Consider the following 24,809-nt stretch of genomic DNA (forward strand, 5'->3'; position numbering starts at 1 on the left):
TCGCGAGCCCTGTGCGTCATCGCTGTAGCGCCATGATTACTGTGAATAAGCCCGAGGAGAAGACGTGGATTCCCGATTGAATGCTTTTCTGGAACGTGCCGATGCCGTTTTAGCCCGTATCGAACCTTTGTTGCCCGCACCTCGGCAAGCCATCGACTGGACCACATGCCTGGCCGCCCGCTGGCAGCGCGAGGGGCGCAGTGGGTTTTTGCTGCCGCTGGAGGTCAGCCTCGACATGCGCCTGTCCGACCTGATCGGCGTCGACCGCCAGCTGGAGCAACTGGGCCGCAACACTCAACAATTCCTTGATGGCATGCCCGCCAACCATGCGCTGCTGTGGGGCTCCCGGGGTACTGGCAAGTCTTCGCTGGTGCGGGCGCTGCTGGCCGAGCATGCCCAGGCAGGTCTGCGCCTGATCGAGATCGAGCGTGATCACCTGGCCGACCTGCCGCGGGTGGTTGAACAGATTGGCAAGCTGCCCCAGCGCTTTGTGCTGTTTTGCGATGACCTGTCGTTCGAATCGGGTGAGGGCGATTACCGGGTGCTCAAGAGCGTGCTCGACGGATCCCTCGAACAGGCGCCGGACAACGTCTTGCTATACGCCACTTCGAACCGCCGGCACCTGGTGCCGGAAAAGGAAAGCGACAACGAGAACTGGAAACGCGTCGACGGCGAGCTGCACCCCAGCGAAGCCGTGGAAGACAAGATCGCCCTGTCGGACCGCTTCGGCTTGTGGCTGTCGTTTTATCCGTTCACCCAGGAACACTTTCTCAACGTTGTCGAGCACTGGATCGGGCAACTCGCCGACAAGGCGGGTCTCAAATGGCAACGTGACGAGGAACTGGATATTCTCGCCGTGCGCTGGGCCACCGGGCGCGGCAATCGTAATGGCCGTTGCGCCTATCAATTTGCCCGTTACTGGGTCGGGCTAAAGCTGTTGGAGCACAAGGCATGATCGATATACAACAGAGCGGCCAGGGCCTTGAAGGCTACGGCATGTTGCAGGCGCAGCTGGAATCATTGCTGGCCGATGAGCGGGATTTCATAGCCAATGCCGCGCAATTCTCGGCGTTCCTGTTCAACCAGCTCGATGATTTGAACTGGGCGGGGTTTTATCTTAATCGCCAGGAAGAGCTGGTGCTGGGTCCGTTCCAGGGGCAGATTGCGTGTGTACGTATTCCCTTCGGTCGCGGTGTTTGCGGGGCTGCGGCGGCGACCTTGCAGACCCAGCGGGTCGAGGATGTTCACGCCTTCCCTGGGCATATCGCCTGCGACAGCGCTTCCAACAGCGAGTTGGTGGTGCCTCTGGTGAAGGAAGGCCGGCTGATCGGCGTACTCGATCTCGACAGTCCGAAACTGGCGCGGTTTACCGCCCAGGACCAGGCGGGCATCGAACAGTTGGCCGCGATCTTCCTGCGCCTGTCGGATTGCTGATCAGTCCTGCAGGCCTGCCTTGACCAGCAGGCTTGCGGTGTCCACCGCATCGATCTGCTGTGGGTCGAGAAACTGTTCGGCGTACTGCCGATAAATTCCGGCGTGGATGAACAGCTCGAACAACTCGGGATCGATGTGTGCGTCCCGGCACATGGTTGCCATGATGCCCAGCGCTTCGCTCAATGACTTGGCCTTCTTGTAGGGACGATCGGCGGCGGTGAGTGCTTCGAAAATATCCGCGATCGCCATCATCCGTGCCGGCAGGCTCATTTCTTCGCGCTTCAACTGCTTGGGGTAGCCGGTGCCGTCCATTTTCTCGTGATGGCCGCCAGCAATTTCCGCAACGTTGTTCAGGTGACCGGGGAAGGGCAGGTGGCTGAGCATCAGGATCGTCTGCACCATGTGGTGATTGATGATGTAGCGCTCTTCACGGGTCAGCGTGCCACGGGTAATGCTCAGGTTGTACAGTTCGCCCCGGTTGTACTTGTAGAGGGGAACATCGAGCTTGAAACCCCAGGGATTTTCCGCAGGAATCAGTTCGCTTTCGGCACGCTCGAACAAATGCTCGGCCTTGTCTGCCAGCAGCGGTTCGCTGACGGGCAGGCGCGGTGATGGAGTGCGCGCCTGACGCCGGTTCTCTTCCCAGGAAACCCCCAGTCGGTCGTCCAAGGTTCGGGTCCAGGTGCGTTGGGCGAGGCTGCTTAAACGTTGCAGATCGGCTTGCGCCATGGCTTCGCTGCCCAGGTTGCAACGGGCGACGAAGGCAAAGTCATCGTCCAGCGCAGCCAGGCTGGCATCGCGCAGGCTGTCCAGCTGTTTCTCGTCGCCGCCCAGGGCGGTGCCCTGCCAATAATTGATCCAGACGTCGCGCTTGAGCACTTCGAAACGAGTGCGGATTTCGTGTATGCGGTCGTTCAGGGTTTCAAGTTTGGTGGCTTTATCCACCACATATTCCGGGGTGGTGACCTTGCCGCAGTCGTGCAGCCAGGCGGCGATGTGCAAGGCCTCCCACTCGTCTTCGGTAGGCTGGTAACCCTTGAACGCCGGTTCCTGGCTGGCGGCAGCGGCTTGCGCAAGCATCAGGGTCAGGGTCGGCACGCGCTGGCAATGGCCGCCGGTGTAAGGACTTTTTGCATCGATCGCCCCGGCCAGCAGTTGGATGAACGAGTCCAGCAACTGTTTCTGTTTGGTCTGCAGGCGCTGGCTTTCAATGCTCACCGCCGCCGCGCCGGAGACTGCCTGAAGGAAGGCGATGCGGTCCGGGCGAAGTTTTTCCAGGTCACTTTGCTTGCCACTGTCCGCCAACAGCAGCACCAGCAGGCCCACCGTCTCGTTGTGACGGTTGTGCAGGCGGATGCCGATCAGGTGAAAGCGCGGACACTCCATTTTCAGCAGCACTTTGCGCAAGTCGCCCGCTTGCTCGAAACCCAGGCTCACCACGATCGTGTCCGACTCGGCGAGTTGCCGCAGCCAGGCGGGGCTCTCCGGAGATTGCGGCTCGTGCCCTTGAACATCGTAGGCGGGCAGCGCCTGTGAAGCGCCGTCGATCACCAGCCCCAGGGGTTCGAAGCGGTCGCCGTCATTTTCCCGCAGGTAGATCAGGCCGGCGTGGGCCTGGCCGATTTTCACCGTCTCAAACAGCACCCGCTCCAGCAAAGGGGCAAAACGGGTCTCGGCGCTGAGGCTGTCGGTGATCTGGAAAAAGCTCCCCAGGGTGTCCTTCATGCGCGCCATCGACACGCCCAACTGGTCGACCTCGAGTACTGGTGAGCGCTTTGCGGCGGGGAAATTGAAGTCGAAACTGCGGATGGCGTCAGCTTCCTGCACCAGCGCGCGCAGGGGTTTGACCAGGATCCTGGAAGTCAGCCAGCCCAGCGGCAGGCACAACAGCAGTGTGGCCAAGGTTACCAACGCACCTTGCCAGCGCAGGCGGTACGCATCCACGAGCAGTTCGTCTTCGGGCACCAGCAATGCCAGTTGCAGCCCCTGGGGGCCGCCCTCCTGCATGCTGCTGCGAGCAACGATCCACTGCCGGCCATTGACCTCCAGCCGATTGCCCGCAGGCGGGCTGCCGAGCAACGCGCCGAGGCTGGGGCTCAAATTGGCTGCCTTGATCAGCCGGGCGGTCTGGTCGTCAACAACCAGCCTGCTGCTGTCGGGGTAGGCGATGGCATTGCCGTCGGCATTGAACAGGACGATTTCGGTGGCTGGGGTCACGACATGCTTGGCCAGGGTTGCAGAAAGCTCCGCCAGTGTCAGGTCGGCGCCCATGACTGCCTGTTCGCCGCTGCGCCGGGCCAGTGTGGTGCCCACGTTATGGGTCGAGAAAAACACGTAAGGCTCGGTGGTGATCTGTTCCAGCTCGGTGCGAGCGCTGGAAAACCAGGCGCGGGCGCGCGGGTCGTAAACCTCGTCGAGATGGTCTTCACGGTCGACAAGCACCAGGTTGCGATCAAAAAACAGCGACTGGGATTTAAGTTGACCATCGCCGCGGTTGCGCTCGATGCTCCAGACCTCGAATGCCGCAGCCTCCGGCGCCTGGGTGCGCGCTTTCAGGTCGGCTGTGCGCAGCGGACGGACCATGAAAAAATCACCATCGGCATAGCCCAGGTACAGCGAGGCGAGGTTGGGGTTGTCTGTCAGTGATTGGCTGAAGGGCTTGAGCAATGCCAGGCGCTGCTCAAGGTCTGGCGCCTGGGTTGCCGGGTTATCCACCAGCAAGCTCAGTAGATGGCGAATCGGTTGGTAGGTGGTATGCAGGTCCAGCCGCACGTCCTGCTCTATGCGCTCAAACAGTTTTTCACTGCTGGAGAGGATGATCTGCGTGGTCTGGCGATAGTTGAAGATCCCCAGGACCACGCCGGTCAGCAGTAGCAGCAAGGTAAACATCACGCTGATATGCACATGCAGCGGGAATCGCCGTTGATCCGGGCGCAGTGGGCTGGGCATTGCAGTGCTCTCCTGGGGTTTAACTCACTGCTAAGCGCCCAAGCATAGTTAAGGCTCCACCATTGTGCTGCGCTCGTGCGCCCTTATTTGCTGCTCCAGGGCCTGTTCCAGCTCCAGCATGGCGTGCTCCATCGCTTCGATGCAGTCAGATAGGGCGTCTGGGTCGAACATGCCTTCGCAGGCTTTCTCCAGTAATTCGCAGCTGTCGATCAGCCGCGTTGCCTGGACGATTCGTGCTGCACCCTTGATTTTGTGGGCGATGTCCAGCAATGCCTGCGGGTCCTGGGGGGCGGGTACTGCCAGTAACTCCTGGCGGTCAAGGCGATTGCTCTTGAGCAGCTCGGTGAGCAGGCGCAGGTCTTGCGCGGGGTGTCCTCCTGTCAGTTGCTGCAGCCCCTCAAGGCTGAACGCCGCGCTGCGGGTTTGCGGATTGCGTTCTTTCGGATTGAGCTGTTCGATCCAGTGGCTCAAGGCCGTCAGGGTCAGCGGCTTGAACAGGCAGTCGTCCATTCCGGCGTCCTTGCAGCGAGTGATTTCCTCTGGCTGGGCATTGGCGGTAAACCCCAGGACCACCACGGGATCGCGCTGCAGGCGCTGTTCCTCGCGGCGAACCGCGCGGACAAATTCGTAGCCGCTCATGACCGGCATGTTGCAATCGGCAATGACCAGGTCGAACGGCTCGGCTTTCCACGCCTTCAGTGCCGCCACGCCATCTTGCGCCACGCGAAATTCATGCCCGAGGAACTCCAGCTGCTGACACATGAGCAAGCGGTTGGCAGGATGGTCATCGACCACCAGAACCTTCAGCGGCGTCCTGCTGGTCTGGCTTTGCTGCGCGATTTTCGGTGCGCCCTGTTCCCGTGCCAGAGTTGCCAGGAGCAAGGACACCCGCACTTGAGTTCCATTGCCTGGGCGACTGCTCAATTGCAGGCTGCCGCCCATCACTTCACACAGGCTGCGACTGATCATCAGCCCCAATCCAGCGCCGCCTCGACCGGCCTGAGCGCAGTTGTCGGCCTGGGCAAAAGGTGCAAACAGCCGCTGCTGATCCTCTTCGCTGATTCCGACGCCGCTGTCTTCCACATTCAGGTGCATCCGTGCCTGGTCAGGCCCGGTGGGCTGCAGTTCAACGATGATCCTGACATGGCCTTGAGCAGTGAATTTGATGGCGTTACTGATCAGATTGGACAGCACCTGCTTGAACCGCATCGGGTCCATCAGCACATCGATCGCGCTGTTGGCCGGTTGGAATTCCAGCAGTAGTTCGAGTTTTTTCTGCCGCGCCAGGCCATCGAAGATCCTGATCACTGAAGCAACGATTTCCCTCGGATTGACCCGTTCCGGGTTCAGTTCCAGGCGCCCGGATTCAATCCGGGCAATGTCAAGGATGTCACCGATCAGCTCCAGCAGGTCCCGCGCCGAGTCGTACGCGACATCGATGGACGGACGGTCCGGATGGTTGGGTTCGATACGCTTGAGGGTCAGCTCCAGCATGCCGATGATGGCGTTCATAGGGGTGCGAATTTCATGGCTCATGGTCGCCAGGAAGGTACTCTTGGCGCGGTTGGCTGCATCGGCGCGCTCCTTGGCGCAGCGCAGATCCTCGAAGAGCTGGCGTCGATCACTGATGTCGATCCAGCCGCCAATGATGCCCTGGACCTTGCCACGCGAGTCGCGGTAGGGCAGTACCCAGTGATAGATGGTCAACCTGCGGCCACAGATGTGCAGTGCCCGGTCGACCACCAGCGGCGTACCCTCGGCCACGACTCGCTGGTAGTCGGCCTGATACTCCCGGGCCTCGAATGCATTGCTCATGTTGCCCTGCATGACATTCTTGCCAATGACGTCTTCGCGTTTGGCGTTGAAGGCTTCGAGGTAACTGTCATTGCAACTTTGCAGCAACCCCTGGCGGTCGCGGACATAGATCGGATGGGGCGTGCCGTTGACCAGCGAGCGCATGAACTCGTACTGATCGTTCAGCGCGCGTTCAGCGGCCCGGCGCTGCTTGATTTGCCGGCGCATGTAAGCGTTCCAGGCGACGGAAAGCAGGAGCAAGACGCCGGCGCTGATGACGATCTGGTAAAAAATCCGATGATAATTCTGCCAGGTGTCCTGCGCGGATGCCGAGTAGCCACGCCAGCGGCTGTTGATCACTCCTAATTCATCCGGCGCAATGCTCAACAGTGCTTTATCGAGAATCGAGTGCAGTTCTTTCGAATCCCGCGCAGTGGCCAGGGAAAATGCCGCTTGCTGGGTGCCGATGGTCGTGCTGATCTGCAGGGCGTGCTCGAAGATTCGCGTGGAAATGAAGTAGTTGGCGATCACCAGTGAAGTGACGGCGGCGTCCGCTCGCCCGTCGGCGAGCATTTCCACGGCGCTGAAGGTGTCGGGGGTTTCAATCAACTTGATCTGCGCAAACTCGCGACGCAAGTAGTCGACCATCGGGTTGCCTTGGGCGATGGTCAGTCGCCGGCCTTGCATCTGCTCAAGATTGGTCGGGCTGCCGGCAAGTTTTCGCGTCAGCAGGACGAAGGAATTCTGCAGGTAGGGGCGAGTAAAACTCAGGGTGGTTTCGCGTTGGCTGCTGGGGAGCAGGGCAGTAATCAGGTCGGCCTGCCTGTCGCCGATAAGCTTGATCATCTCGCCGTCGTTGCGGCTGCGCTGGATTTCGAAGCGCAAGCCGGTGCGCAATCTGATCAACTCCAGCAGGTCAGCGGTGACTCCGCGAAAGTTGCCGTCGCGGTCGAAAAAAGTCAGCGGCGCGTAGGCTTCATTGACCACTACGCGCACCACCGGATGCGTCGCCATCCAGCGTTTTTCGCGCTCAGTGAACTGCAGGTGGTGATCGCTCAGAAGAATGTCACTGCCGGCGCTCCAGCGTTTGCTGATATTTTCCCGCTCGCTGGTCGGCAGGGCTGCCAGCATCGAGTTGATGATGCCGAGCAGTTGCTGATTGTCTTTATGCACCGCAAAGCTGAATCCGTGCGCTTCGTGTTTGCCGAAACTCGCCATGCGGATGTTGTTCAGGTAACCCTTGTTGATCATGTAATGAGTGGAGATGGTATCGCCGAGAAACACGTCAGCCTGATCGAACGCCACGGCATTGATCGCATTCTGGTAGGACGGGTAGGGCGTGACCACTGCATTCGGATAAAGACGTCGGACCTCGTCCATTGGCAGGTAGTGATAAACCATGCTCAGGCGCAGGCCCCTGAGCCCATCGGTCAGCGAGCGGGTTTCTCCCTCCCGCGTGACCAGCACCGGTTGATCGACCGCATAGGGGGTGGAGAGCAGAATGTCGGCATGTTCAGCCTCGTATCCGTTGGAAGTCCCGAGCAGGTCAACCTCGCCATTCTCAAGTGCCTCGATGGCTTCGCCACGGGACGCGAACCGCCTGACCTTGATCGGCAGCCCCGTGGTCACGCTGAGCAGGCCTGCATAGTCGGCGCTCAACCCTTCGTAGTCCTGGCTGCTGTCGATAGTCATATCGAAAGGCGGGTAATCGGGCGCCGAGGTGCCCAGTATCAGCCCTGTTCTGTTACGGGCCCACTGTAGTTGCGCTCGATCCAGTTGCACCTCCAGCTGGCCGGTCGTGTAGCGGCTGAGCAGCTTGTAGCTTTGACTTTCGGTCTGCGCGGCGTGCACCGAAGTATTCAGGCAGTAAACCACGATCATCAGCAGCAGGTATTCCTTGGCTCGACTGGGCATCCTGGCTCTCACACGAGTGCGTTACGTTTTGCCATCTCAATAAGTTCCACTAATGATCTGGCCTTCAGCTTTTGCATAAGTCTTTTCTTGTAAGTGCTGACGGTCTTGTTGCTCAGGAACATGCCTTTGGCAATTTCCTTGTTGCTGCGGCCTTGGGCAAAAAGTTGCAACACCATCAATTCACGGTCGTTGACTGACTTGAATAGTTCGAGTTCGTTGTAGCGTATATCGTCTCCTCGCACCGGATTTATCGCAGCACTTGGGAAGTAGTTGTATCCCGATAGTACAGCTTTTATTGCGCTGACCAGTTCACTGAGGGCTTCCTGTTTGCAGACATATCCAGACGCACCTGATTGCATACAACGAATGCCAAATAGCTTAGGGCACTGCGCCGTCAGTACCAAAGTTCTGGGTCGTAGGGTCATGGCATTAAGGCGTGTAAGAATTTCAAGTCCGTCGAGTTTGGGAATGCTGATATCGAGAATGACCAGGTCGGGCATGCATTCGCGAATCATCTGCATCGCGTCGACGCCATTATCCGTTTCACCGACGACTTTAAAGTTCTCGTGTTCCAGCAACATTCTTACCGCGAGGCGGATAACGGGGTGGTCGTCGACAATAAAAACGGAGTTCATAATCAAATCCCATGCGAACGTAAATAATGCGCGCACCTTAGCTCAGATAGTTGCGCCATCGCATGAATAGGCCGACCTCTATTCGTAATATCAGATAATTCCTACAAGAGAACAAGAAATGTACTACGTCCAAACTAGTGTTTTTATCAGACTTGATTAAGTTTCAAGCGTTTTTGAGAATGGCTTGAACTGGAAAAAATCATGCTCTCAGACTTTTTGTGAGTGAGTTTTAACCAAAGATTTTCGTCAGCTCTCAGACGGCCGAAGTCAATAGGGTTGCAAGTTCAAATTGTTTCAGCGGTTTTGTCAGGAAACCCAATAACGGTAACCCCTGTCCGACTGCCGACCTCAGAATTGGGTCCAGTTCGTCATGCGTCAGGCTGCTGAGTAATATGGCGTGTTTGATCTTTCCCAGTTCCGTGGCCGCTTCGATCAGTTGCACCCCGCGCAGATCGGGTAAACACTGATCACACAACAGAACATCGTAGGGCGTCGCTACCTCTCTCATTCTACATAGGGCGGCGTCGGCACTGTCGGCGATGGTGATCGATGTGAATCCGTAGGTCTCAAGAAGGAGTTGAGTGGCTCTTAGTTGAAAGCAGTGATCTTCAACCACCAGGATGCGCAGGTTGGATTCGTTCATAGGGTGACTCCCACTTGAGCCGTCGAGCAGACGGAGCATGATTATTTCGCAGTCAGTGGGAGCAAACGATCAGCCAGCGCTACTTGGGATGTAGGGCGATTCGGCGCGCATTGAGAGCTCCGGGACTATCAAAGGCTAATCGGCCACTACCGAGGGTGTAATGGCCGATCGCGGAGTAATCATCAGTGGCTGGAGCGCCCCGTCATTTCCAAGGCCATTTCGCTGGCGTAGCTGTCGGTCATGCCGGCGATGAAGTCGATCATGCGCAGGAATGACGTATGCAGGGGCCCTCGGGAATCGGGCGCATTGTTGCCAAGCAGGTCAAGAATGCGCCGGCTCTTGAAGGACGGCGTGCGGCCGTCATGTTGTTCAAGTGCCGCACCGCAGAACGCATTGAGCAGGATCTCCAGGGTCGTGTAGGCACCGATTTCATGCAGGGTCTTGCGTTTGTCCTGGAAAATCTTTTTGCGCGCCATGTCCTTGGCATTCAACACGCAGCGTTTTGCCGGACCGTGCATGTGCTCCACCAGATCACCATGCAGGGTGCCGGCGAGCAGCGCGTCCTGCTGCTCGACAAAAGCCCGTGCCGCAGCATTGGTCAGGTGCTCGATGGCTTTGCCGCGCAAGATCGCCAGTTTGCGTCGGCGCGAATCCAGTGGGCCTAGCTGTCGGTAGGTTTCCGGTAAATCGTCACCCACCAGGTCCAGCAGCAGTGACTCGACTTCCGCGTACTCGAGCAACTCCATTTCCAGGCCATCCTCCAGATCGATCAGCGCGTAGCAGATGTCATCGGCGGCCTCCATCAGGTACACCAGTGGATGGCGCGCCCAGCGCTGGTCTTCAAGCTGCGGCAAGCCGAGCTTGTGGGCGATCTGCTCGAGTAACGGCAACTCGCTCTGGTAGCAGCCAAACTTGTGCTTCTTGTAGCCCAGGGAGTCGGCGTGTTTCGCGGTCCATGGGTATTTCAGGTAAGTCCCGAGGGTGGCGTAGGTCAGGCGAGTGCCGCCGTCGAACTGGTGGTACTCCAGTTGCGTGAGTACTCGAAAGCCCTGGGCGTTACCTTCGAAATTCAGAAAGTCGTTGCGCTCGACTTCGCTCATCGCATCCAGCCAGCCGCGGCCGGCGGCCTGCTGGAACCAGTGACGAATGGCGTCTTCGCCGGAATGGCCAAAGGGCGGGTTGCCAATGTCGTGGGCCAGGCAAGCCGACTGCACCACCATGCCCAGGTCGCTGGGCTCACACCAGTCGGGCAGGGCGCTGCGGATGGTCTCGCCGACCCGCATGCCCAGCGATCTCCCGACGCAACTGACTTCCAGCGAATGGGTCAGGCGCGTGTGGATGTGGTCGTTGCTGGTGACCGGGTGGACCTGGGTCTTGCGTCCGAGGCGGCGAAACGCTCCGGAGAAGATAATGCGGTCGTGGTCTTTATGGAAAGGACTGCGCCCGAGTTCTTCCGGGCTGTGCAGAGGCTTTCCGAGGCGTTCGCGAGTAAGCAGGGTTTGCCAATCCAAGGCTGATGCTCTCCGTCTGGTGACTGATGGCCTTAGCTTCCGGGTTCGCGTCGGGACCTGCAAGCGGAACTACAGCCCGGCGGCGTCGATGTCGATCAGCAACAGCCGTTCGCCGTTGTCGAAAAATTGCCCGGCGGTCAGGCAGTACTGGTTGCTCGTGGCATCGCGGTAGGTACTGGACAAGGTCAATCGGCGCTCGTCCCAACCCTCGGCCAGCAAATGATAAAAATACGGGCGCCATGACCAGTTGTGACCCAGGTAGCGGTTGTCGGCTTTCCAGCCATTCAGGCCCCACTCCAGGTTCGGCGTCAGTTGCGTGCCGTGGCGATCGCATTGGTAAAAGCGCAGCAACCACGGAAAGGCATCGAGCTGCGGCAAGGCACTCAGCGGTGCGCGAGCCTGGGCCCAGTCCTGCAGGATGGCCATCAACTCGCCAAGTTGCTGGCGCATGACCATCAAGTGACCACGCTCGAGCAGTTTCTGCTGGACATAGCGCTGGCGCAGCTGGGCGAAGCGGTCGACAAACGCGTCAGTGGCGAAGAACGCCTCCTCGGCCCGGGCGAACAGGAATCCCTGGACGTAGCGCGAACCGCACTCCAGGGCGAAATTCAGCTGGGCATCGGTTTCCACGCCTTCGGCGATGATCCGGCAACCGGTCTTTTCCGCCATTTGCGCCAGGGCCTTGACCACATCGCTGCTGGGCCCGCCGAGGGCCGCCGCCTGGAATAACCGCATATCGAGTTTGAGAATATCCGGTTGCAAGGCCAGGACCCGATCAAGCTGGGAGTATCCGGCGCCAAAATCATCGATGGCGATGCGCGCCCCTGCCTGCCGATAGCGCGCAACCACGTCAGCCAGGCGCTGGATATCGCCACCCAGTTCGGTGATCTCGTAAACGATGCGCTGCGGGTTGACGCCATGCCTGGCCATCTGCTTGAGACTTGGCAGATGCTGGTCCGGGCGCAGGCGATTGACCCAGCGCGGTGACATGTTCAGGCTCAGGAACCACTCGGCCGGGGCTTCATGCAGGCGGCTCAAGGCATGGTCGCGAATCTGCCGGTCGAGACGACGTAGCGCCACGGCGGGAATTCTGGAATCGGCAAACAGGGGGCCAACGGATGTCAGTTGGCCATCCGCTTGACGCAGTCGACCCAGGGCTTCGACGCCAGCGATGCGGCCGGTGGCGGTATCAATGAATGGTTGAAAACATGCGAGCGGTTGCCCGTCGATCACGAGGCCTCCTTGCTAAGGTTTTGTTCTGGAATGACCCGGGTACCGATCTGGCACGCAGGAGGTAGACACGCAGGATTGAACCTCTCGCGGGAGCGGTTCAATCCTGATGACTCTGCAAGAATGCAGCCAGACTGCCTTATGGCTTGCGCGCCGAGCCCTGCATGACCAATTTGATCAACGGGCCCAAGGTAGTGGTCAGGCGAATCAATCGGGTCACGCTGCTGGCGCCGCCGCTCTTCGCGCCCTTGCCGGTCAGGAAGCCCAGCAACGTCACTGCGGCAACGCCCCAGAGCGGCGCGTGCTTGATGCCAAAGCCACCCTGGATGCTTTGCGACATCCCGCGCACTCGCTGCAGTGGCTGCAGTAACTGCGCGGATTCGTGGCGGATTTCCTGGCGATGCATTTCCATGCGCAGGCGGATCAGCGCCTTGCGCATTTCAGTGCGCGAAGTGTTATGGGGCAATTCGGGCAGATTCATGGCAACAGGCGCTCCCGGTCATTGGCCAGTTCTTCCAGCGTGCCGTGAAACGGCGATGACTCATCGAAGATCGCTGCCTTCAGGCGCACGGCGCAAAAGATCGCAGCCAGGGTGTAGAACACACAGAGCCCGATGATGGCCGCCAGGCGATAGGTGTCCCAAAACAGGATCATCACCAGGGTCGACAGGCCCACCAGCAGTAACAGGGCAAACACCAACGCCAAGCCGGCAAACAGCAACAAGCTTACGGTGCGTGCTTTCTGTTCCTGCAACTCTATGCCGAAGAGTTCGACATGACTGTGCAGCAATCCAAGAAAAGCGGCACCCAGGCGCCGCGGTGAGGAGCTTTGGCCCGTCGCGGACGAGCTGGATTCGCCGATCGCCATATCAGCGCCGGGTGGCCAGAAGGCCGATCAGGAAGCCCACGCCAGCCGCAATGCCGACTGATTGCCACGGGTTGGCCTGCACGTAGTCCTCGGTCGCAGTGACTGCGGCCATGCCGCGTTCACGCAGGGAGTCTTCGGTGAGTTTCAGGGTTTCCCGGGCGCGCAGCAGGCTGTCGTGAATCTGGTCGCGTAACTCATCAGCCTGATCACCAGCGATGGTCTTGGTGTGTTCAAGCAACCGTTCAGTGTCGCTGACCAATGTTTGAAAATCATTCATCAGTATTTCTTGAGCAGTCTTTGCCTTGATGCTGGCCATTGGTGATCTCCGTAAGTGGCGTCTGTTGCGTTCGAGTATGAGCGGTGGGCGAAGGTTCAGTACAAATGACTGGTACAGCTTTTGCTATGTCATGGTGCGTCAGCCCGCGCCGTTGCGCTGTTGCCGGGCACGATTCGAGCAAAACCTTAACTCAAATAATGAAAACCCGCGCCAAGGTTGTGACCTCGCGCACCAAAGCAACCCATCGGACTGTCGTTGTCGGGTCCTGACTGGTTGCATCTTGGTGCACACATTACCGGCGCGAACTGCTTTGGTGCTTTTTTCAGCCTTCAGGTCTGCCAATCCCATGGAAAATCTGCAAAGTGCTGTGGACAGTCTGGTCCATAGCTCCAATACCTTGTTCATTCTGATCGGCGCGGTCATGGTGCTGGCCATGCACGCCGGTTTCGCCTTTCTCGAAGTCGGCACGGTTCGACAAAAGAACCAGGTCAATGCGCTGTCGAAAATCCTCAGTGACTTTGCCATATCGACCCTGGCCTATTTCTTTATAGGCTACTGGATCTCTTATGGGGTCACGTTCATGCATCCGGCGGCGGTGCTCAACGCCGATCATGGTTATGGCCTGGTGAAGTTTTTCTTCCTGCTGACCTTTGCCGCAGCGATCCCGGCGATTATCTCCGGGGGAATCGCCGAGCGCGCAAGGTTTGTTCCACAGCTGTGCGCGACGGCCCTGATCGTCGCGTTCATCTATCCGTTCTTCGAAGGCATGATGTGGAACGGCAACTACGGCTTGCAAGCCTGGTTGCTTGCGCGCTTCGGCGCCAGCTTCCATGACTTCGCCGGGTCGGTCGTGGTCCATGCCATGGGTGGATGGCTGGCGTTGGCGGCGGTGTTGCTGCTCGGTCCACGCCAGGGCCGATATCGCGACGGCCGCCTGGTGGCATTCGCGCCGTCGAGCATTCCGTTCCTGGCGTTGGGGTCGTGGATCCTGATCGTCGGCTGGTTCGGGTTCAACGTCATGAGCGCTCAGACCTTGGGCAATGTCAGTGGGTTGGTGGCGGTGAATTCGCTGATGGCCATGGTCGGCGGTACCGTGGCGGCACTGATCGTCGGGCGTAATGACCCAGGCTTCCTGCACAACGGTCCGTTGGCCGGACTGGTGGCGATCTGCGCCGGTTCCGATTTGATGCACCCGGTGGGCGCGCTGGCCACGGGTGCGATCGCCGGGGCGCTGTTTGTCTGGTGTTTCACCGCCGCCCAAGTCAAATGGCGCATCGACGATGTGCTGGGCGTGTGGCCGTTGCATGGCCTGTGCGGCGTCTGGGGTGGTATCGCTTGCGGGATTTTTGGTCAGGTCGGTTTCGGGGGCTTGGGCGGAGTCAGCCTGATCAGCCAGTTGATCGGTACATCGTTGGGCGTGATCGTGGCATTGCTCGGCGGGTTCGCGATCTACGGTGGCATCAAGGCGCTGCATGGCCTGCGCTTGAGTCAGGAAGAGGAATATCACGGCGCGGACCTGGCGATCCACAAGATTGGCGCCGTCAGCCAGGACTGAATCAACGTTCATCATCGTCAGTGCCTGGGTAGAAACCGTGCAGCAGGCGGTAGCGATCATTGCGCACCTGATCCACCCGGTCCTTCACTTGCTGTCCGGGCAGGCCGAGCATGATCAGCGCGTGCGAGGCGAGCATCAGGCTCGATTCGAGCAGCTCCGGCACCACTTCGCTGGCACCGGCGGCAGTCAGTTCGGTGAGCTGGCTATCGTCGCGAGTGCGCACCAGGATCGGTACGCTGGCGTTGAGCAGGCGTGCCTGCTTGAGGATCAGCATCGCGATGTCCGTCCGGTCCACGGCAATCACCAGCAGCCGCGCGCGACCCAGGCCTACAGCGACGAGCAATTCGCCACGACGGGAGTCGCCGTAATGCACGCAGCGTTCACTGACGGCGGCTTCCTGTACTCGCATCGGATCGCTGTCGAGCGCGATGTAGGGCTGGTGTTCGTCGCGCAGGAAACGACCGATTGACTGGCCGACCCGACCGTATCCGCAGATCACCACATGACCATCCAGGCTGGCATTGAGTGCGCTGATTTTCTCCAGTTGCGCCTCCTCGTTGGGTTTGCGGTGCAAATACGCAGCGATGCGCGGCGCGGCTCGCAACAGCAACGGGGTGACCAGCATGGAGCAGAAGGTGGCGGCCAACAACATTCCGGCGAAGTCGGAAGGGAGCATTTGGCTAATCTGCATCTGCGCCATCAGCGCAAAGCAGAACTCGCCGCCCTGGGCCAGTGCCAGGCCGCTACGCCACGCCGTTTCGGCGTCACTCCCACGCCATTTGACCAGCAGCGCGACAACGCTGGCCTTGATCAGCAGCAACGCCAGGGTCAATCCAACGATCAGCAGACCGTGGTTGGCAAACAACTGCAGGTCGATGAGCATACCGATGCTGACGAAAAACAGCCCCAGCAGGATGTCGCGGAACGGGCGGATGTCAGCTTCGATTTGATGCCGATAATGGCTTTCCCCCAACAGCATGCCGGCAAGAAAAGCCCCCAGTGCTGGCGACAGGCCGAGCAGGTGGGTCAGCCACGCCGTGAGCAAGACAATCACCAGCGCCAGCAGCACGAACAGTTCGGCGGAACGGGCTGCGGCCACCTCATGGAATAGTCGCGGCAACAACCAGCGGCTGGCCATCAGCAGGCCGCAAAACAGCACCACGGTCTTGCCCAGCGTCATGGGCAGCGCCCAGTACCAGGGCTGTTCGCTAGTGCCGGCGAATACCGGAACCAGGGTCAGCAACAGGACAGCGACCACGTCCTGAAACAGCAGTACCGCAATGGCATTCTGGCCGTGGCTGCTGAATATTTCCCCAAGGCTGCCCAGCTCCTTGCTGACGATGGCCGTGGAAGACAGGGCCAGCCCCGCACCCAGCAACAGCGCGGGGATGCTTGGCATGCCGAACAGCGTCAGCAGGCCGCCCAACAATACCGTACACGCCAGCACTTGCAGGCTGCCAAGGCCGAACACCACCTGGCGCAGGGCCAGCATCTTCGCCAAGGAAAATTCCAGCCCCAGGGAGAACAGCAGGAACACCACGCCCAGCTCGGCGAGGTCGGGCAACTCTGCGCTTTCATTGACCCAGTTGAGCGCGGTGGGTCCGATCATCAAGCCCACACACAGGTAGCCCAGAACCGGCGGCAAGCGCAGGCGCTGGAACAGGGCAATCACCACCAGGGAGGAGGCGAGGATGATCAGCAGGTTGGTAAACACGCAGACTCCGAATATGAAGTTGGCCACTGAAGCGTAGAGGCAAAAAAACCGCGAGCATCACGCATGTGGCATTTGCCTGGAATGATTTGAGTCAGGGGATTGCCAGGTCTGTGCAATGCCCCGCAGCATGGCCACTCCAGCCTTTGTCTCGACTGGGTTCGATCGCAGGCCTAGAATGAATCCCTACTTTGCCGGGACCCTTGGTCATGCCTCCTGAATGTCAGCTGTTCGGCACCCTTGGTTGCCACCTTTGTGAACTTGCCGAAGAAGAACTGATGCCCCTGGTGGAGCACGGTCTGCTGGTCGAGTTGGTCGATATCGCCGAGCACGAAGACTGGGTCGAGGACTACGGCCTGCGCATTCCGGTACTGCGCCGTGTCGATACGGGGGCAGAGCTGGACTGGCCATTTGATGCTGAGCAGGTCGTGGCCTTCCTGCGCTGATTGGCATTTCCACTTGTCGCCCTGACTGTTTGATCCATTGGCGAATCTGCGCTTATTCGGTTACTGTATGTCTATACAGTTATTCGGATGACCTGCCTTGCAGGTGATCCTGCGAGTCAGAGGATGAGTCATGGTCAATGTCGAACAATTGAAGAACAGCGTGAACCGCATGTCGGCGGACGTGGTGCGTGAGGCAGTTCTGGAATTGCGTCTGGACGGCCTGGTCACGGAAGGAAAAACCCCGTTCAACAAGTTGCACTTCAATACCTGCTTCGCCGAAATCGAAGCCTTGTTCCAGCGAGCGGGGTATCACCGGCAACTGGATGTCGTCGGCTACCAGGGCTTGCTGTATGCGTTATATGACCCTGGCCGCTGGGAGGCGGTCGATGTGCTGCGTTGGCTCAAGGAATTCACCGAGGCGGCCGCTCGTGAGCGGGTACCGGCGGCGTAAGGAATCTCTTCTAGGCTGGCCTTGGCCGCTGCTGGATAATGCCGGCCTGCATTAGGGGTTAGAGCTTTCTTATGTCCACGTCATCATTTTCTGCTGCACGCACTCAGGCCAGCACGCTGTACCTGCCACACGGTGCGTGGCTGACCGTGCTCGATTGCCTGTGTGCGCACTTCCGTGCCATCAGCCGCGATCAGTGGCTCGACCGCATTGCCCGCGGTCGTGTCCTTGATGGCCATGGACAGCCTATTCCCCTGGACCTGCCGTACAAGGAAGGCCTGCGCATTCACTATTTCCGGGAAGTCCCGGATGAAAAACCCATTCCAGCGGTCGAGTCGATTTTGTATGCCGACGATCATCTGGTGGTGGCGGACAAGCCACATTTCCTGCCAGTGACCCCGGCCGGCGAATACGTCGAGCAGACCTTGCTGCGCAGGTTGATCCACCGCCTGGACAACCCGCACCTGGTGCCCCTGCATCGCATCGACCGCCATACCGCAGGGCTCGTACTGTTTTCAGCCAACGCTGAAAGCCGCTCGGCCTACCAGTCGCTGTTTCCGACCCGGCAGATCGAAAAGCGCTACGAGGCCATCGCGCCGGCGCTGCCAGGACTGGCCTTTCCACGGGTGCATAAAAGCCGGCTGGTGGAGGGCGAACCGTTTTTTCGCATGCAGGAAGGCCCGGGGCTGAGCAATACCGAGACGGCGGTGGAGGTGCGGGAAAAGAACGGCGATCTCTGGCGTTATGCGCTGTATCCGGTCACCGGCAAGAAACATCAGTTGCGGGTGCACATGTCCGCCCTGGGCGCTGGCATCTGCAATGACCCGTTCTACCCCCAGGTGCTCAAGGATGCGATTGACGACTATGCCAATCCGCTGAAGCTGCTGGCCCAGGGCTTGCGCTTCATCGACCCGGTCACTGGCCAGGAACGCGAGTTCGAAAGCTCGCTGGTGCTCGATTGGTGATCGTTCAGACATGAAAAAGCCCGCCGAAGCGGGCTTTTTTGCATCAGGTGTAGCCGCAAGAATTACAGCTCTTTAACGGTACGAACCTGATCCTTGTTGATGCGGGTTTCTTTACCGTCGAGTTGCTGGAACTCGTAGAAACCGGAATCTTCATCGTATTTTGGCGAATCGACAGCCTGGATTTCGCGACCATCATTCAAGGTGATCACGGTAGGCGAGGAGCAACCAGCAAGGGTCGCAAGGCCCAGTGCGAGCATGAAAGTGGCGAGGGTCCGTTGAGTCATGAGTGTGTCTCCGAAATGAATTCTTTGGTTACTGAGCTTGTAGACGTATACAACGCGCGCAAGTTCCTTGGCTAGTGTCAGTCTGACACAGTGCCGTGGATGCTTAACAGTTCCGGGGTGTTCAAATTGGCCAGGCGCGGGTCGTTCTCCGGGCATTGCAGGGCAGTGGCACCCAAGGCGCGCATGATCCGCCCAGGGCTGCGTTCCCCTTGGTTCCAGGCACTGTCGAATGCCTGGCGAAGGGCCACGGGGATGATGCACAGCAGCGGTTCCCAGTGCTCACCATGGCGCAGCATCAGCGGTTTGTCCGGCTGCTGGCTGGCGGTTTCGCGCATGTCCTGCAGCAACGCCGTATCGATGCGCGGCACATCACAGGGCAGCACCAGCATGAGCGGGTGGCGTGCGACCTGCAGACCCGCGCGGATCCCGGCCAGAGGGCCTGGGAAATCCCCTTCGTCGTCATGCACCAGGCGGTCGGCGTAAGCTGCGTATTTGTCCAGGTTGCGGTTGCAGGAGATGATCAGGTCATCGCTCAGCGGCCGCGCCCTACGGTGCAGATGCGCAATCAGCGGCTCGCCGTGCCAGTCCAGCAATCCCTTGTCCTGCCCCCCCATACGTTGGCCCCGTCCGCCGGCCAGGAGCAGAATGGAACAGGGCGGCAAGTCTGTTTCCGAGGTCATGGCAGGCCTCCATGGGGGCGGCGAAAAAAGTGAGGGCTGTGATATAACACCGGCCTGTTTTTCCTACAACTGGACGAGCCTATGAAAGCCAAGGCTGATGTACCTTTCGCACCCCTCAACATCGCGGTGCTGACGGTCAGCGACACCCGTACCCTGGAAACCGACACTTCAGGGCAGGTCTTCGTCGACCGCTTGAGCGCTGCCGGGCATAACCTGGCCGAGCGGGTTCTGCTCAAAGATGATCTGTACAAAATCCGAGCGCAAGTCGCCCACTGGATTGCCGAAGATGTCGTGCAAGTGGTGCTGATCACCGGCGGCACCGGTTTCACTGGCCGCGACAGCACTCCAGAGGCGGTGAGCTGCCTGCTGGACAAGCAGGTGGACGGATTTGGCGAGCTGTTCCGGCAGATTTCGGTCGCCGACATCGGCACCTCCACCGTGCAGTCCCGCGCGTTGGCCGGCCTGGCCAATGGCACGCTGGTCTGCTGCCTGCCGGGCTCGACCAATGCGGTGCGTACGGGTTGGGATGGCATTCTTGCTGAACAGCTGGACTCGCGGCACCGCCCGTGCAACTTCGTGCCTCATCTGAAACAGGCGGCACCCTGTGAATCCCGTGGGTAAGCCGGGCAAGACTGGCACTCTGATGCCGGTCGAAATGGCATTGGCGCGTCTGCTGGAAATGGCCGACGCCACGCCGATACGTGAGCGTGAGCGTTTGCCGTTGGCCCAGGTGCAGGGCCGGGTGTTGGCCGATGATCTGGTCTCGACCCTGGATTTGCCGCCTTGGCCAAACAGCGCCATGGACGGTTATGCCCTGCGCCTGTCCGACTGGACGGGCGAGCCGCTGCTGATCAGCCAGAAGATTTTCGCCGGCAACGCCCCGCAGCCACTCCAGCCTGGCACCTGTGCGCGAATTTTCACCGGTGCCCCGGTGCCGGCCGGCGCTGATTGCGTCGAAATGCAGGAAAACGCGGCGCTCCAGCCGGACGAACGGGTCAGGTTTACTGAAGCCATGAGCGTTGGGCAAAACATCCGCCCCCAAGGGCAGGAATCTACGGCCGGGGAACTGGTGTTGTCTGCGGGCACTCGACTCGGTCCGATCGAGCAGGGTTTGGCAGCTTCGCTGGGCTGCGCGGAGCTGGACGTCATCCGCAAGGTTCGTGTTGCGGTGCTCTCCACTGGCGATGAGCTGATTGAACCGGGTCAACCGCTTGGCCCTGGGCAGATTTACAACAGCAACCGGGTGCTGCTCTGCAGCTGGTTGCAGCGACTGGGTTGCGAAGTCATCGACGCCGGGATTCTTCCCGATGACCTGCCCACCACCCGCACTCGCCTTGGCCAGCTCAATGACGTCGACCTGATCCTGTCCACCGGCGGCGTATCGGTGGGCGAGGCTGATTTCCTCGGCATCGCCCTGCGCGAGGAAGGCGAGTTGACGCTGTGGAAACTCGCCATCAAGCCAGGGAAGCCGCTGACCTTCGGGCATTTTCGCGGGGTACCGGTGATCGGCTTGCCGGGTAATCCAGCGTCGACCCTGGTGACCTTTGCCTTGTTGACCCGGCCCTATCTGTTCCGCCGCCAGGGTGTGCAGGACACCGAACCTTTGAAATTCCAGGTGCCGGCAGGTTTCGATTGGCCGATGGCGGGCAATCGCCGCGAGTACTTGCGTGGGCGCCTGGAGAATGGCAAGGCCATCATCTACAAGAACCAGAGCTCGGGAGTGCTGCGCAGCGCTGCGTGGGCCGAGGGGTTGGTGGAAGTGATGGAAGATCGCACGCTGGTCAAGGGTGAGTCGGTCGGCTTTATTCCACTGAGTGAAGTCCTGGGCTGACGCGCCTGCCGAATGCCTGCAACGCAGACCCGGTGTATTGAGCCGGGTTTTGCGTTGCAGGCGAGCCCTTTTCACCGGGCCAGCAAGGTCACAACCTGGTCGAACCGGCTGTTGGCGATCCACGCCAATACCCCCAGGACCACGACCGTTCCAGCCGCTGAATAGGCCAGTCGATGCTTGATGATTCTGACTGTTCTGCGCAGTTCATCCATTTCTCGGTGGATGTGTGCGAGGTGGGCCTTCAGTTCAACGACGCGAGATTCCATGTCCACTTCTCTTCCGGGCGGCTGGTGACAGAAGTCGCCAAGGTGGACCAATCGATGCGGGTGGTCAATTGAGCCAATTCCTGACCTTTTGTAAGAAAAAGTACCGTGCTGTAGGACCTCGGCTCGCCGTGCGTAAATAATTGGTTTTTTTACGGCTTTTTTGCCCGCAGGCGGGGTCAACATCTGCCATACGCAATCCAATCCTGGGAGTGACGGTAATGAGCGAACGCAAAGCGCTGTTGATTTTGCACGGCAAGCAAGCGCTTAACGAAGCGGTGCGTACCGCGGTTGAAGCGAAACGGGAACAAGGCTGGGATCTCGCTGTACGGGTCACCTGGGAGGCTGGCGATGCCCAGCGCCTGGTCGATGAAGCACTGGACGCGGGTTACCAGCAGGTGATTGCCGGCGGCGGTGACGGCACCCTGCGCGATATTGCCGAAGCCATGGCAAATCATTCGGCAGACGCCAGTCTGGTGCTGATGCCCCTGGGCACGGCTAATGATTTCGCCCGGGCCGCAGGTGTCCCGCTGGAACCAGGGCCTGCATTGGAGCTGCTGGATGTTCCGGCAAGCGCCATTGACCTGGGTGAGGCGGGTGGGCAGGTGTTCCTGAACATGGCCACGGGTGGCTTCGGCAGCCAGGTCACAGCCAACACTTCGGAAGATCTGAAAAAAGTCCTGGGCGGGGCGGCCTATCTATTCACCGGCCTGTCGCGCTTCAGCGAGCTGCACGCGGCCTACGGCGAGTTGCAGGGGCCGGATTTCCACTGGAGCGGCGAGCTCCTGGCATTGGGTATCGGCAATGGTCGGCAGGCCGGTGGCGGTCACGTCCTGTGCCCCGAGGCGCTGGCTGACGATGGTTTGCTCGATATCAGCATTCTGCCTGCCCCTCAGGAACTGGTGGGCACCTTGAAGAACCTGCTGGCCGACGGCTTCGGTCTCGACAACATGTTTGTGCGCGCCCGCTTGCCCTGGGTCGAAATCAAGGTGTCGGAAGGTCTCTACATCAATCTTGATGGCGAGCCACTGGAGGGCGACAGCGTGCGCTTTGCCGCCCGTCCGGCGGCATTGCGGGTGCATCTGCCGGAGGATTCGCCGCTGTTGGGTCGTTCGGCGCTCGCTAATCGTCCAGACTGATGATCTGCTCGCGCACCGCGAACAGCACCAGCCCGGCCACGTCGTAGATCTGCAGGCGTTTCATGATCTGCGAGCGATGGGTTTCCACCGTCTTGATGCTCAGGCCCAGGCCGCTGGCGATCTCCCGGGTGGACTTGCCGCGAACGATCAGGCGCAGGATTTCCAGCTGGCGTGCCGTCAGGTTATGGGTGTCGATGATGGGCGCCTGGCTCGGACGATTACGCACCAGCGCCTGGTTGATCACGGTGTGGGCGATAGCCGGGCTCAGGTAGCGTTCGTTATTGCGCAGGGCATCCAGCGCCTGTTCGAGTTCGGTGGCGGTGGTGTCCTTGAGCAGGTAACCGTGGGCGCCGGACTCCAGGGCCTGCATTATCAGGGCGGGATCGGTGTGCATCGACAGGATCAGCACCTTGCTTTGCGGGCGCACGCGCTTGAGCCGCTGCAAGGCTTCAAGGCCTCCGGTCTGTTTCATCGAGATGTCCAGCAGGATGATATCCGGCGCCAGGCGTTCCACCATCTCGACCAAGTGCGAGCCGTCATTGGCTTCCCCCACCACCGCATAGCCGGGAATATCCAGGACCAGGGCGCGCACGCCGGCCCTGATCAGCGAGTGGTCATCCACCAGCAGCAAGTTACAAGTCAATGCAGAACCTTATTCGTACTGGCCCGTTCCAGCGCCCGCGGCGCCCAGGGGAAAAGTGCGTCGATCCGCGTGCCTTTGCCCGGCTCGCTGATGACCGCCAATGTGCCGCCCAGTTGCCCGACCCGTTCCGACATCCCGGCCATTCCTCGTTGGCCCTCACGGCCCGGATCTGAAGCAGGAGTGAACCCCTGCCCATCATCGCTGATCGACAGTGACAAACCCTGGGGCAGCCGCTGCAGGCGCACCAGCAGGTTTTTTGCCCTGGCATGACGCAATACATTGGTTACGGCTTCCTGGGTCAGTCGAAAGGCTGCAACGGCGGTTTCCTCGGGAATCCCGATCAGGCGCTGCTGGCATTCAAGACTCCAGTGCACTGCGGTATTGGCCAGGGTCTTGAGCAGGTGGGCGCGCAAGCTGGCTTCCAGCCCGAGGCTGGCCAGTTGCCGGGGATTGAGAATTGCCGATACGTCGCGCACTTTTACCAGCGTTTCCTCAAGCGTGTCGCAGAGGACTGAGCAATGGGATTGCAGCTCTTCGGGCATACGGCGCTTGAGCCAGTCACTTTGCAGCTTGGCCGCCGTCAGCAATTGGCCGATATCGTCGTGCAGCTCGCGACTGAGCCGGTGACGTTCGTTTTCCTGGACTTCAAGCAGCCGATCGGCCAGCTCCTGCGGCTGGAACTTGATCATCGTACTGGACAGATGATGGTGCAGCCACAGGCTCAATAGCGTCGCGAAATTCAGCGCCAGCAGACCGGGCGGAAACGGCAGGGACAGGCCGTAGACCAGCAGGCAGCCCATGACCGAGCCGGTGTACAGCAGCAGCGTCAGCCGTCGCGCATTTAGGGGGGAGGGTGGCCACGCAATGATTGACTTCAGGCTGGCGTACATAGCGGATGGAGCCAATGGATGTTCGCTGCGGGAAGATCGCCAGGTGCAATGGCGTATCCGGGAGGTGGAATCAATGTGCCATTAATTGACGTCAATTAACGGTCGGCATGATACCACCGAAGATACCGATGGTCGCGCTGGCATCAGAGGGCGAAACGGTCAGCGCACACGCCTATACAGACGGTAATGGCAGTGGCCGTGATTTGAAGACGTCAGGCGTGAGCTGCCGGAAAACTAATCAGGGTGAACGGTTTTGCGCTCAGTGGCGGCTGGAACTGACGGTCGCCGACCTGAAACGCAAAGGCTTCAATCAACTCGGTCTGCTCGCTGTCATCAAGGAAAAGCTGACCTGTGTCCTGATCGATCAGCTCGAGTTGCCAGGCGATCAGGGTCAGGCAGTCTTTCAATGCGCCGAGGGCTTCGTTGTGCAGTGGCATGTTCTGGTGGGCATGGTTAAGCACGCTGTGGATGTGCAGTGAGAAGCCCGAAACGGCTGCAAGGGCGAGTGCATCAGCCTTGCTCGCCAGTTTGAGCAGAGTGCTTAGAATGCAATCGATCGCGTCGTTGTCATTGCTGATCAACTGCAAGTGACTCAGGCATTCCTCGGTTTTGGCCAAAAGCAGTTCCGCCTCGACTTGAAACTCGGTGAACCGTTGAGCCCACGCTTTATGGTCGATTCGCATGCTATCTCCACAACATC

At 59.8% G+C, this 24,809-nt stretch carries 24 protein-coding genes and 1 pseudogene; 9 read left to right on the forward strand and 16 right to left on the reverse strand.

Annotated elements, in window-relative coordinates; all coding sequences use genetic code 11:
• The first annotated feature begins 64 nt into the window (after positions 1-64).
• Both ACYZTK_RS23105 and ACYZTK_RS23110 read left to right on the forward strand, forming a co-directional pair.
• Positions 65-955 (forward strand): ATP-binding protein, encoded by an 891-nt coding sequence (locus tag ACYZTK_RS23105; RefSeq protein WP_462011936.1) that lies wholly within the window; start codon positions 65-67, stop codon positions 953-955.
• Entirely contained in the window at positions 952-1,434 is a 483-nt protein-coding gene (locus ACYZTK_RS23110; RefSeq protein ID WP_462011937.1) for a GAF domain-containing protein, read from the forward strand. Before ACYZTK_RS23105 ends, ACYZTK_RS23110 begins: the two co-directional genes overlap by 4 nt.
• Here the strand turns inward: ACYZTK_RS23110 and ACYZTK_RS23115 are convergent, their stop codons facing one another.
• From ACYZTK_RS23115 to ACYZTK_RS23155, 9 genes are all read right to left on the reverse strand, one after another.
• Entirely contained in the window at positions 1,435-4,383 is a 2,949-nt protein-coding gene (locus ACYZTK_RS23115; RefSeq protein ID WP_462011938.1) for an HD domain-containing phosphohydrolase, read from the reverse strand.
• A 48-nt stretch (positions 4,384-4,431) separates the two neighbouring features.
• Positions 4,432-8,091, reverse strand: coding sequence for a transporter substrate-binding domain-containing protein (locus tag ACYZTK_RS23120; protein WP_462011939.1), 3,660 nt, complete (start codon positions 8,089-8,091; stop codon positions 4,432-4,434).
• Positions 8,092-8,099: 8 nt separating this feature from the next.
• The gene (locus ACYZTK_RS23125) at positions 8,100-8,726 is read right to left on the reverse strand and encodes a response regulator (protein ID WP_462011940.1); all 627 of its coding nucleotides are present in this window, start codon (positions 8,724-8,726) and stop codon (positions 8,100-8,102) included.
• A 253-nt stretch (positions 8,727-8,979) separates the two neighbouring features.
• Positions 8,980-9,369 carry a response regulator gene (locus ACYZTK_RS23130; RefSeq protein WP_462011941.1) on the reverse strand — a complete coding sequence of 130 codons (390 nt, stop codon included), beginning with the start codon at positions 9,367-9,369 and terminating at the stop codon, positions 8,980-8,982.
• 182 nt (positions 9,370-9,551) lie between these two features.
• A complete protein-coding gene (locus ACYZTK_RS23135; RefSeq protein WP_462011942.1) occupies positions 9,552-10,880 on the reverse strand; it encodes a deoxyguanosinetriphosphate triphosphohydrolase in 1,329 nt (442 codons plus the stop codon).
• 69 nt (positions 10,881-10,949) lie between these two features.
• Entirely contained in the window at positions 10,950-12,113 is a 1,164-nt protein-coding gene (locus tag ACYZTK_RS23140; protein WP_462011943.1) for an EAL domain-containing protein, read from the reverse strand.
• 136 nt (positions 12,114-12,249) lie between these two features.
• Positions 12,250-12,591, reverse strand: a complete 342-nt coding sequence (locus ACYZTK_RS23145; protein ID WP_462011944.1) for a hypothetical protein — start codon at positions 12,589-12,591, stop codon at positions 12,250-12,252.
• Positions 12,588-12,977 carry a phage holin family protein gene (locus tag ACYZTK_RS23150; protein ID WP_122841356.1) on the reverse strand — a complete coding sequence of 130 codons (390 nt, stop codon included), beginning with the start codon at positions 12,975-12,977 and terminating at the stop codon, positions 12,588-12,590. Before ACYZTK_RS23150 ends, ACYZTK_RS23145 begins: the two co-directional genes overlap by 4 nt.
• A 1-nt stretch (position 12,978) precedes the next feature.
• Positions 12,979-13,293 carry an ElaB/YgaM/YqjD family protein gene (locus tag ACYZTK_RS23155; protein ID WP_462011945.1) on the reverse strand — a complete coding sequence of 105 codons (315 nt, stop codon included), beginning with the start codon at positions 13,291-13,293 and terminating at the stop codon, positions 12,979-12,981.
• 307 nt (positions 13,294-13,600) lie between these two features.
• Between ACYZTK_RS23155 and ACYZTK_RS23160 the strand changes: the two genes are divergently transcribed.
• Entirely contained in the window at positions 13,601-14,809 is a 1,209-nt protein-coding gene (locus tag ACYZTK_RS23160) for an ammonium transporter (RefSeq protein ID WP_462011946.1), read from the forward strand.
• A gap of 1 nt (position 14,810) precedes the next feature.
• Here the strand turns inward: ACYZTK_RS23160 and ACYZTK_RS23165 are convergent, their stop codons facing one another.
• The gene (locus tag ACYZTK_RS23165) at positions 14,811-16,523 is read right to left on the reverse strand and encodes a cation:proton antiporter (protein WP_462011947.1); all 1,713 of its coding nucleotides are present in this window, start codon (positions 16,521-16,523) and stop codon (positions 14,811-14,813) included.
• A 206-nt stretch (positions 16,524-16,729) separates the two neighbouring features.
• Here ACYZTK_RS23165 and ACYZTK_RS23170 point away from each other — a divergent pair, with 206 nt between their 5' ends.
• From ACYZTK_RS23170 to ACYZTK_RS23180, 3 genes are all read left to right on the forward strand, one after another.
• On the forward strand, positions 16,730-16,966 hold the full coding sequence (locus tag ACYZTK_RS23170) for a glutaredoxin family protein (RefSeq protein WP_462011948.1): 237 nt from the start codon (positions 16,730-16,732) through the stop codon (positions 16,964-16,966).
• Between the two features lie 130 nt (positions 16,967-17,096).
• The gene (locus tag ACYZTK_RS23175; protein ID WP_462011949.1) at positions 17,097-17,417 is read left to right on the forward strand and encodes a transcriptional regulator; all 321 of its coding nucleotides are present in this window, start codon (positions 17,097-17,099) and stop codon (positions 17,415-17,417) included.
• Positions 17,418-17,488: 71 nt separating this feature from the next.
• On the forward strand, positions 17,489-18,379 hold the full coding sequence (locus tag ACYZTK_RS23180; RefSeq protein ID WP_462011950.1) for a pseudouridine synthase: 891 nt from the start codon (positions 17,489-17,491) through the stop codon (positions 18,377-18,379).
• 62 nt (positions 18,380-18,441) lie between these two features.
• Here ACYZTK_RS23180 and ACYZTK_RS23185 read toward each other — a convergent pair whose 3' ends face one another.
• The gene (locus ACYZTK_RS23185) at positions 18,442-18,663 is read right to left on the reverse strand and encodes a YgdI/YgdR family lipoprotein (protein WP_247292467.1); all 222 of its coding nucleotides are present in this window, start codon (positions 18,661-18,663) and stop codon (positions 18,442-18,444) included.
• A gap of 77 nt (positions 18,664-18,740) precedes the next feature.
• Positions 18,741-19,343, reverse strand: a complete 603-nt coding sequence (mobA, locus tag ACYZTK_RS23190; RefSeq protein ID WP_462011951.1) for a molybdenum cofactor guanylyltransferase MobA — start codon at positions 19,341-19,343, stop codon at positions 18,741-18,743.
• Positions 19,344-19,424: 81 nt separating this feature from the next.
• Here mobA and moaB point away from each other — a divergent pair, with 81 nt between their 5' ends.
• Both moaB and ACYZTK_RS23200 read left to right on the forward strand, forming a co-directional pair.
• On the forward strand, positions 19,425-19,964 hold the full coding sequence (gene moaB, locus ACYZTK_RS23195; RefSeq protein WP_462011952.1) for a molybdenum cofactor biosynthesis protein B: 540 nt from the start codon (positions 19,425-19,427) through the stop codon (positions 19,962-19,964).
• Complete coding sequence (locus ACYZTK_RS23200) at positions 19,948-21,174, forward strand: molybdopterin molybdotransferase MoeA (protein WP_462011953.1); 1,227 nt, start codon at positions 19,948-19,950, stop codon at positions 21,172-21,174. The genes moaB and ACYZTK_RS23200 overlap by 17 nt, the downstream gene beginning before the upstream one ends.
• A gap of 71 nt (positions 21,175-21,245) precedes the next feature.
• Here the strand turns inward: ACYZTK_RS23200 and ACYZTK_RS23205 are convergent.
• A pseudogene (locus ACYZTK_RS23205) lies at positions 21,246-21,458 on the reverse strand (hypothetical protein); the annotation flags it as partial.
• Between the two features lie 200 nt (positions 21,459-21,658).
• Here ACYZTK_RS23205 and yegS point away from each other — a divergent pair.
• Complete coding sequence (yegS, locus tag ACYZTK_RS23210; RefSeq protein WP_462011954.1) at positions 21,659-22,576, forward strand: lipid kinase YegS; 918 nt, start codon at positions 21,659-21,661, stop codon at positions 22,574-22,576.
• Here the strand turns inward: yegS and ACYZTK_RS23215 are convergent.
• The 3 genes from ACYZTK_RS23215 to ACYZTK_RS23225 all read right to left on the reverse strand — a co-directional run bounded on the left by ACYZTK_RS23215 (position 22,560) and on the right by ACYZTK_RS23225 (position 24,792).
• Complete coding sequence (locus ACYZTK_RS23215) at positions 22,560-23,219, reverse strand: response regulator (RefSeq protein WP_462011955.1); 660 nt, start codon at positions 23,217-23,219, stop codon at positions 22,560-22,562. The two genes, yegS and ACYZTK_RS23215, sit on opposite strands and share 17 nt — an antisense overlap.
• Complete coding sequence (locus tag ACYZTK_RS23220) at positions 23,216-24,109, reverse strand: sensor histidine kinase (RefSeq protein ID WP_462014958.1); 894 nt, start codon at positions 24,107-24,109, stop codon at positions 23,216-23,218. Before ACYZTK_RS23220 ends, ACYZTK_RS23215 begins: the two co-directional genes overlap by 4 nt.
• Positions 24,110-24,321: 212 nt before the next feature.
• On the reverse strand, positions 24,322-24,792 hold the full coding sequence (locus ACYZTK_RS23225; protein WP_462011956.1) for a hypothetical protein: 471 nt from the start codon (positions 24,790-24,792) through the stop codon (positions 24,322-24,324).
• Positions 24,793-24,809 lie beyond the last annotated feature (17 nt).

This window comes from Pseudomonas sp. LB3P31 (assembly GCF_054897945.1).

Coding starts and splice junctions, on each gene's coding strand:
- ACYZTK_RS23110 (WP_462011937.1), top strand. CDS start 952: ATGATCGATATACAACAGAGCGGCCAGGGCCTTGAAGGCTACGGCATG.
- ACYZTK_RS23115 (WP_462011938.1), bottom strand. CDS start 4,383: ATGCCCAGCCCACTGCGCCCGGATCAACGGCGATTCCCGCTGCATGTG.
- ACYZTK_RS23120 (WP_462011939.1), bottom strand. CDS start 8,091: ATGCCCAGTCGAGCCAAGGAATACCTGCTGCTGATGATCGTGGTTTAC.
- ACYZTK_RS23125 (WP_462011940.1), bottom strand. CDS start 8,726: ATGAACTCCGTTTTTATTGTCGACGACCACCCCGTTATCCGCCTCGCG.
- ACYZTK_RS23130 (WP_462011941.1), bottom strand. CDS start 9,369: ATGAACGAATCCAACCTGCGCATCCTGGTGGTTGAAGATCACTGCTTT.
- ACYZTK_RS23145 (WP_462011944.1), bottom strand. CDS start 12,591: ATGAATCTGCCCGAATTGCCCCATAACACTTCGCGCACTGAAATGCGC.
- ACYZTK_RS23150 (WP_122841356.1), bottom strand. CDS start 12,977: ATGGCGATCGGCGAATCCAGCTCGTCCGCGACGGGCCAAAGCTCCTCA.
- ACYZTK_RS23155 (WP_462011945.1), bottom strand. CDS start 13,293: ATGGCCAGCATCAAGGCAAAGACTGCTCAAGAAATACTGATGAATGAT.
- ACYZTK_RS23160 (WP_462011946.1), top strand. CDS start 13,601: ATGGAAAATCTGCAAAGTGCTGTGGACAGTCTGGTCCATAGCTCCAAT.
- ACYZTK_RS23170 (WP_462011948.1), top strand. CDS start 16,730: ATGCCTCCTGAATGTCAGCTGTTCGGCACCCTTGGTTGCCACCTTTGT.
- ACYZTK_RS23175 (WP_462011949.1), top strand. CDS start 17,097: ATGGTCAATGTCGAACAATTGAAGAACAGCGTGAACCGCATGTCGGCG.
- ACYZTK_RS23180 (WP_462011950.1), top strand. CDS start 17,489: ATGTCCACGTCATCATTTTCTGCTGCACGCACTCAGGCCAGCACGCTG.
- ACYZTK_RS23185 (WP_247292467.1), bottom strand. CDS start 18,663: ATGACTCAACGGACCCTCGCCACTTTCATGCTCGCACTGGGCCTTGCG.
- mobA (WP_462011951.1), bottom strand. CDS start 19,343: ATGACCTCGGAAACAGACTTGCCGCCCTGTTCCATTCTGCTCCTGGCC.
- moaB (WP_462011952.1), top strand. CDS start 19,425: ATGAAAGCCAAGGCTGATGTACCTTTCGCACCCCTCAACATCGCGGTG.
- yegS (WP_462011954.1), top strand. CDS start 21,659: ATGAGCGAACGCAAAGCGCTGTTGATTTTGCACGGCAAGCAAGCGCTT.
- ACYZTK_RS23220 (WP_462014958.1), bottom strand. CDS start 24,109: ATGTACGCCAGCCTGAAGTCAATCATTGCGTGGCCACCCTCCCCCCTA.
- ACYZTK_RS23225 (WP_462011956.1), bottom strand. CDS start 24,792: ATGCGAATCGACCATAAAGCGTGGGCTCAACGGTTCACCGAGTTTCAA.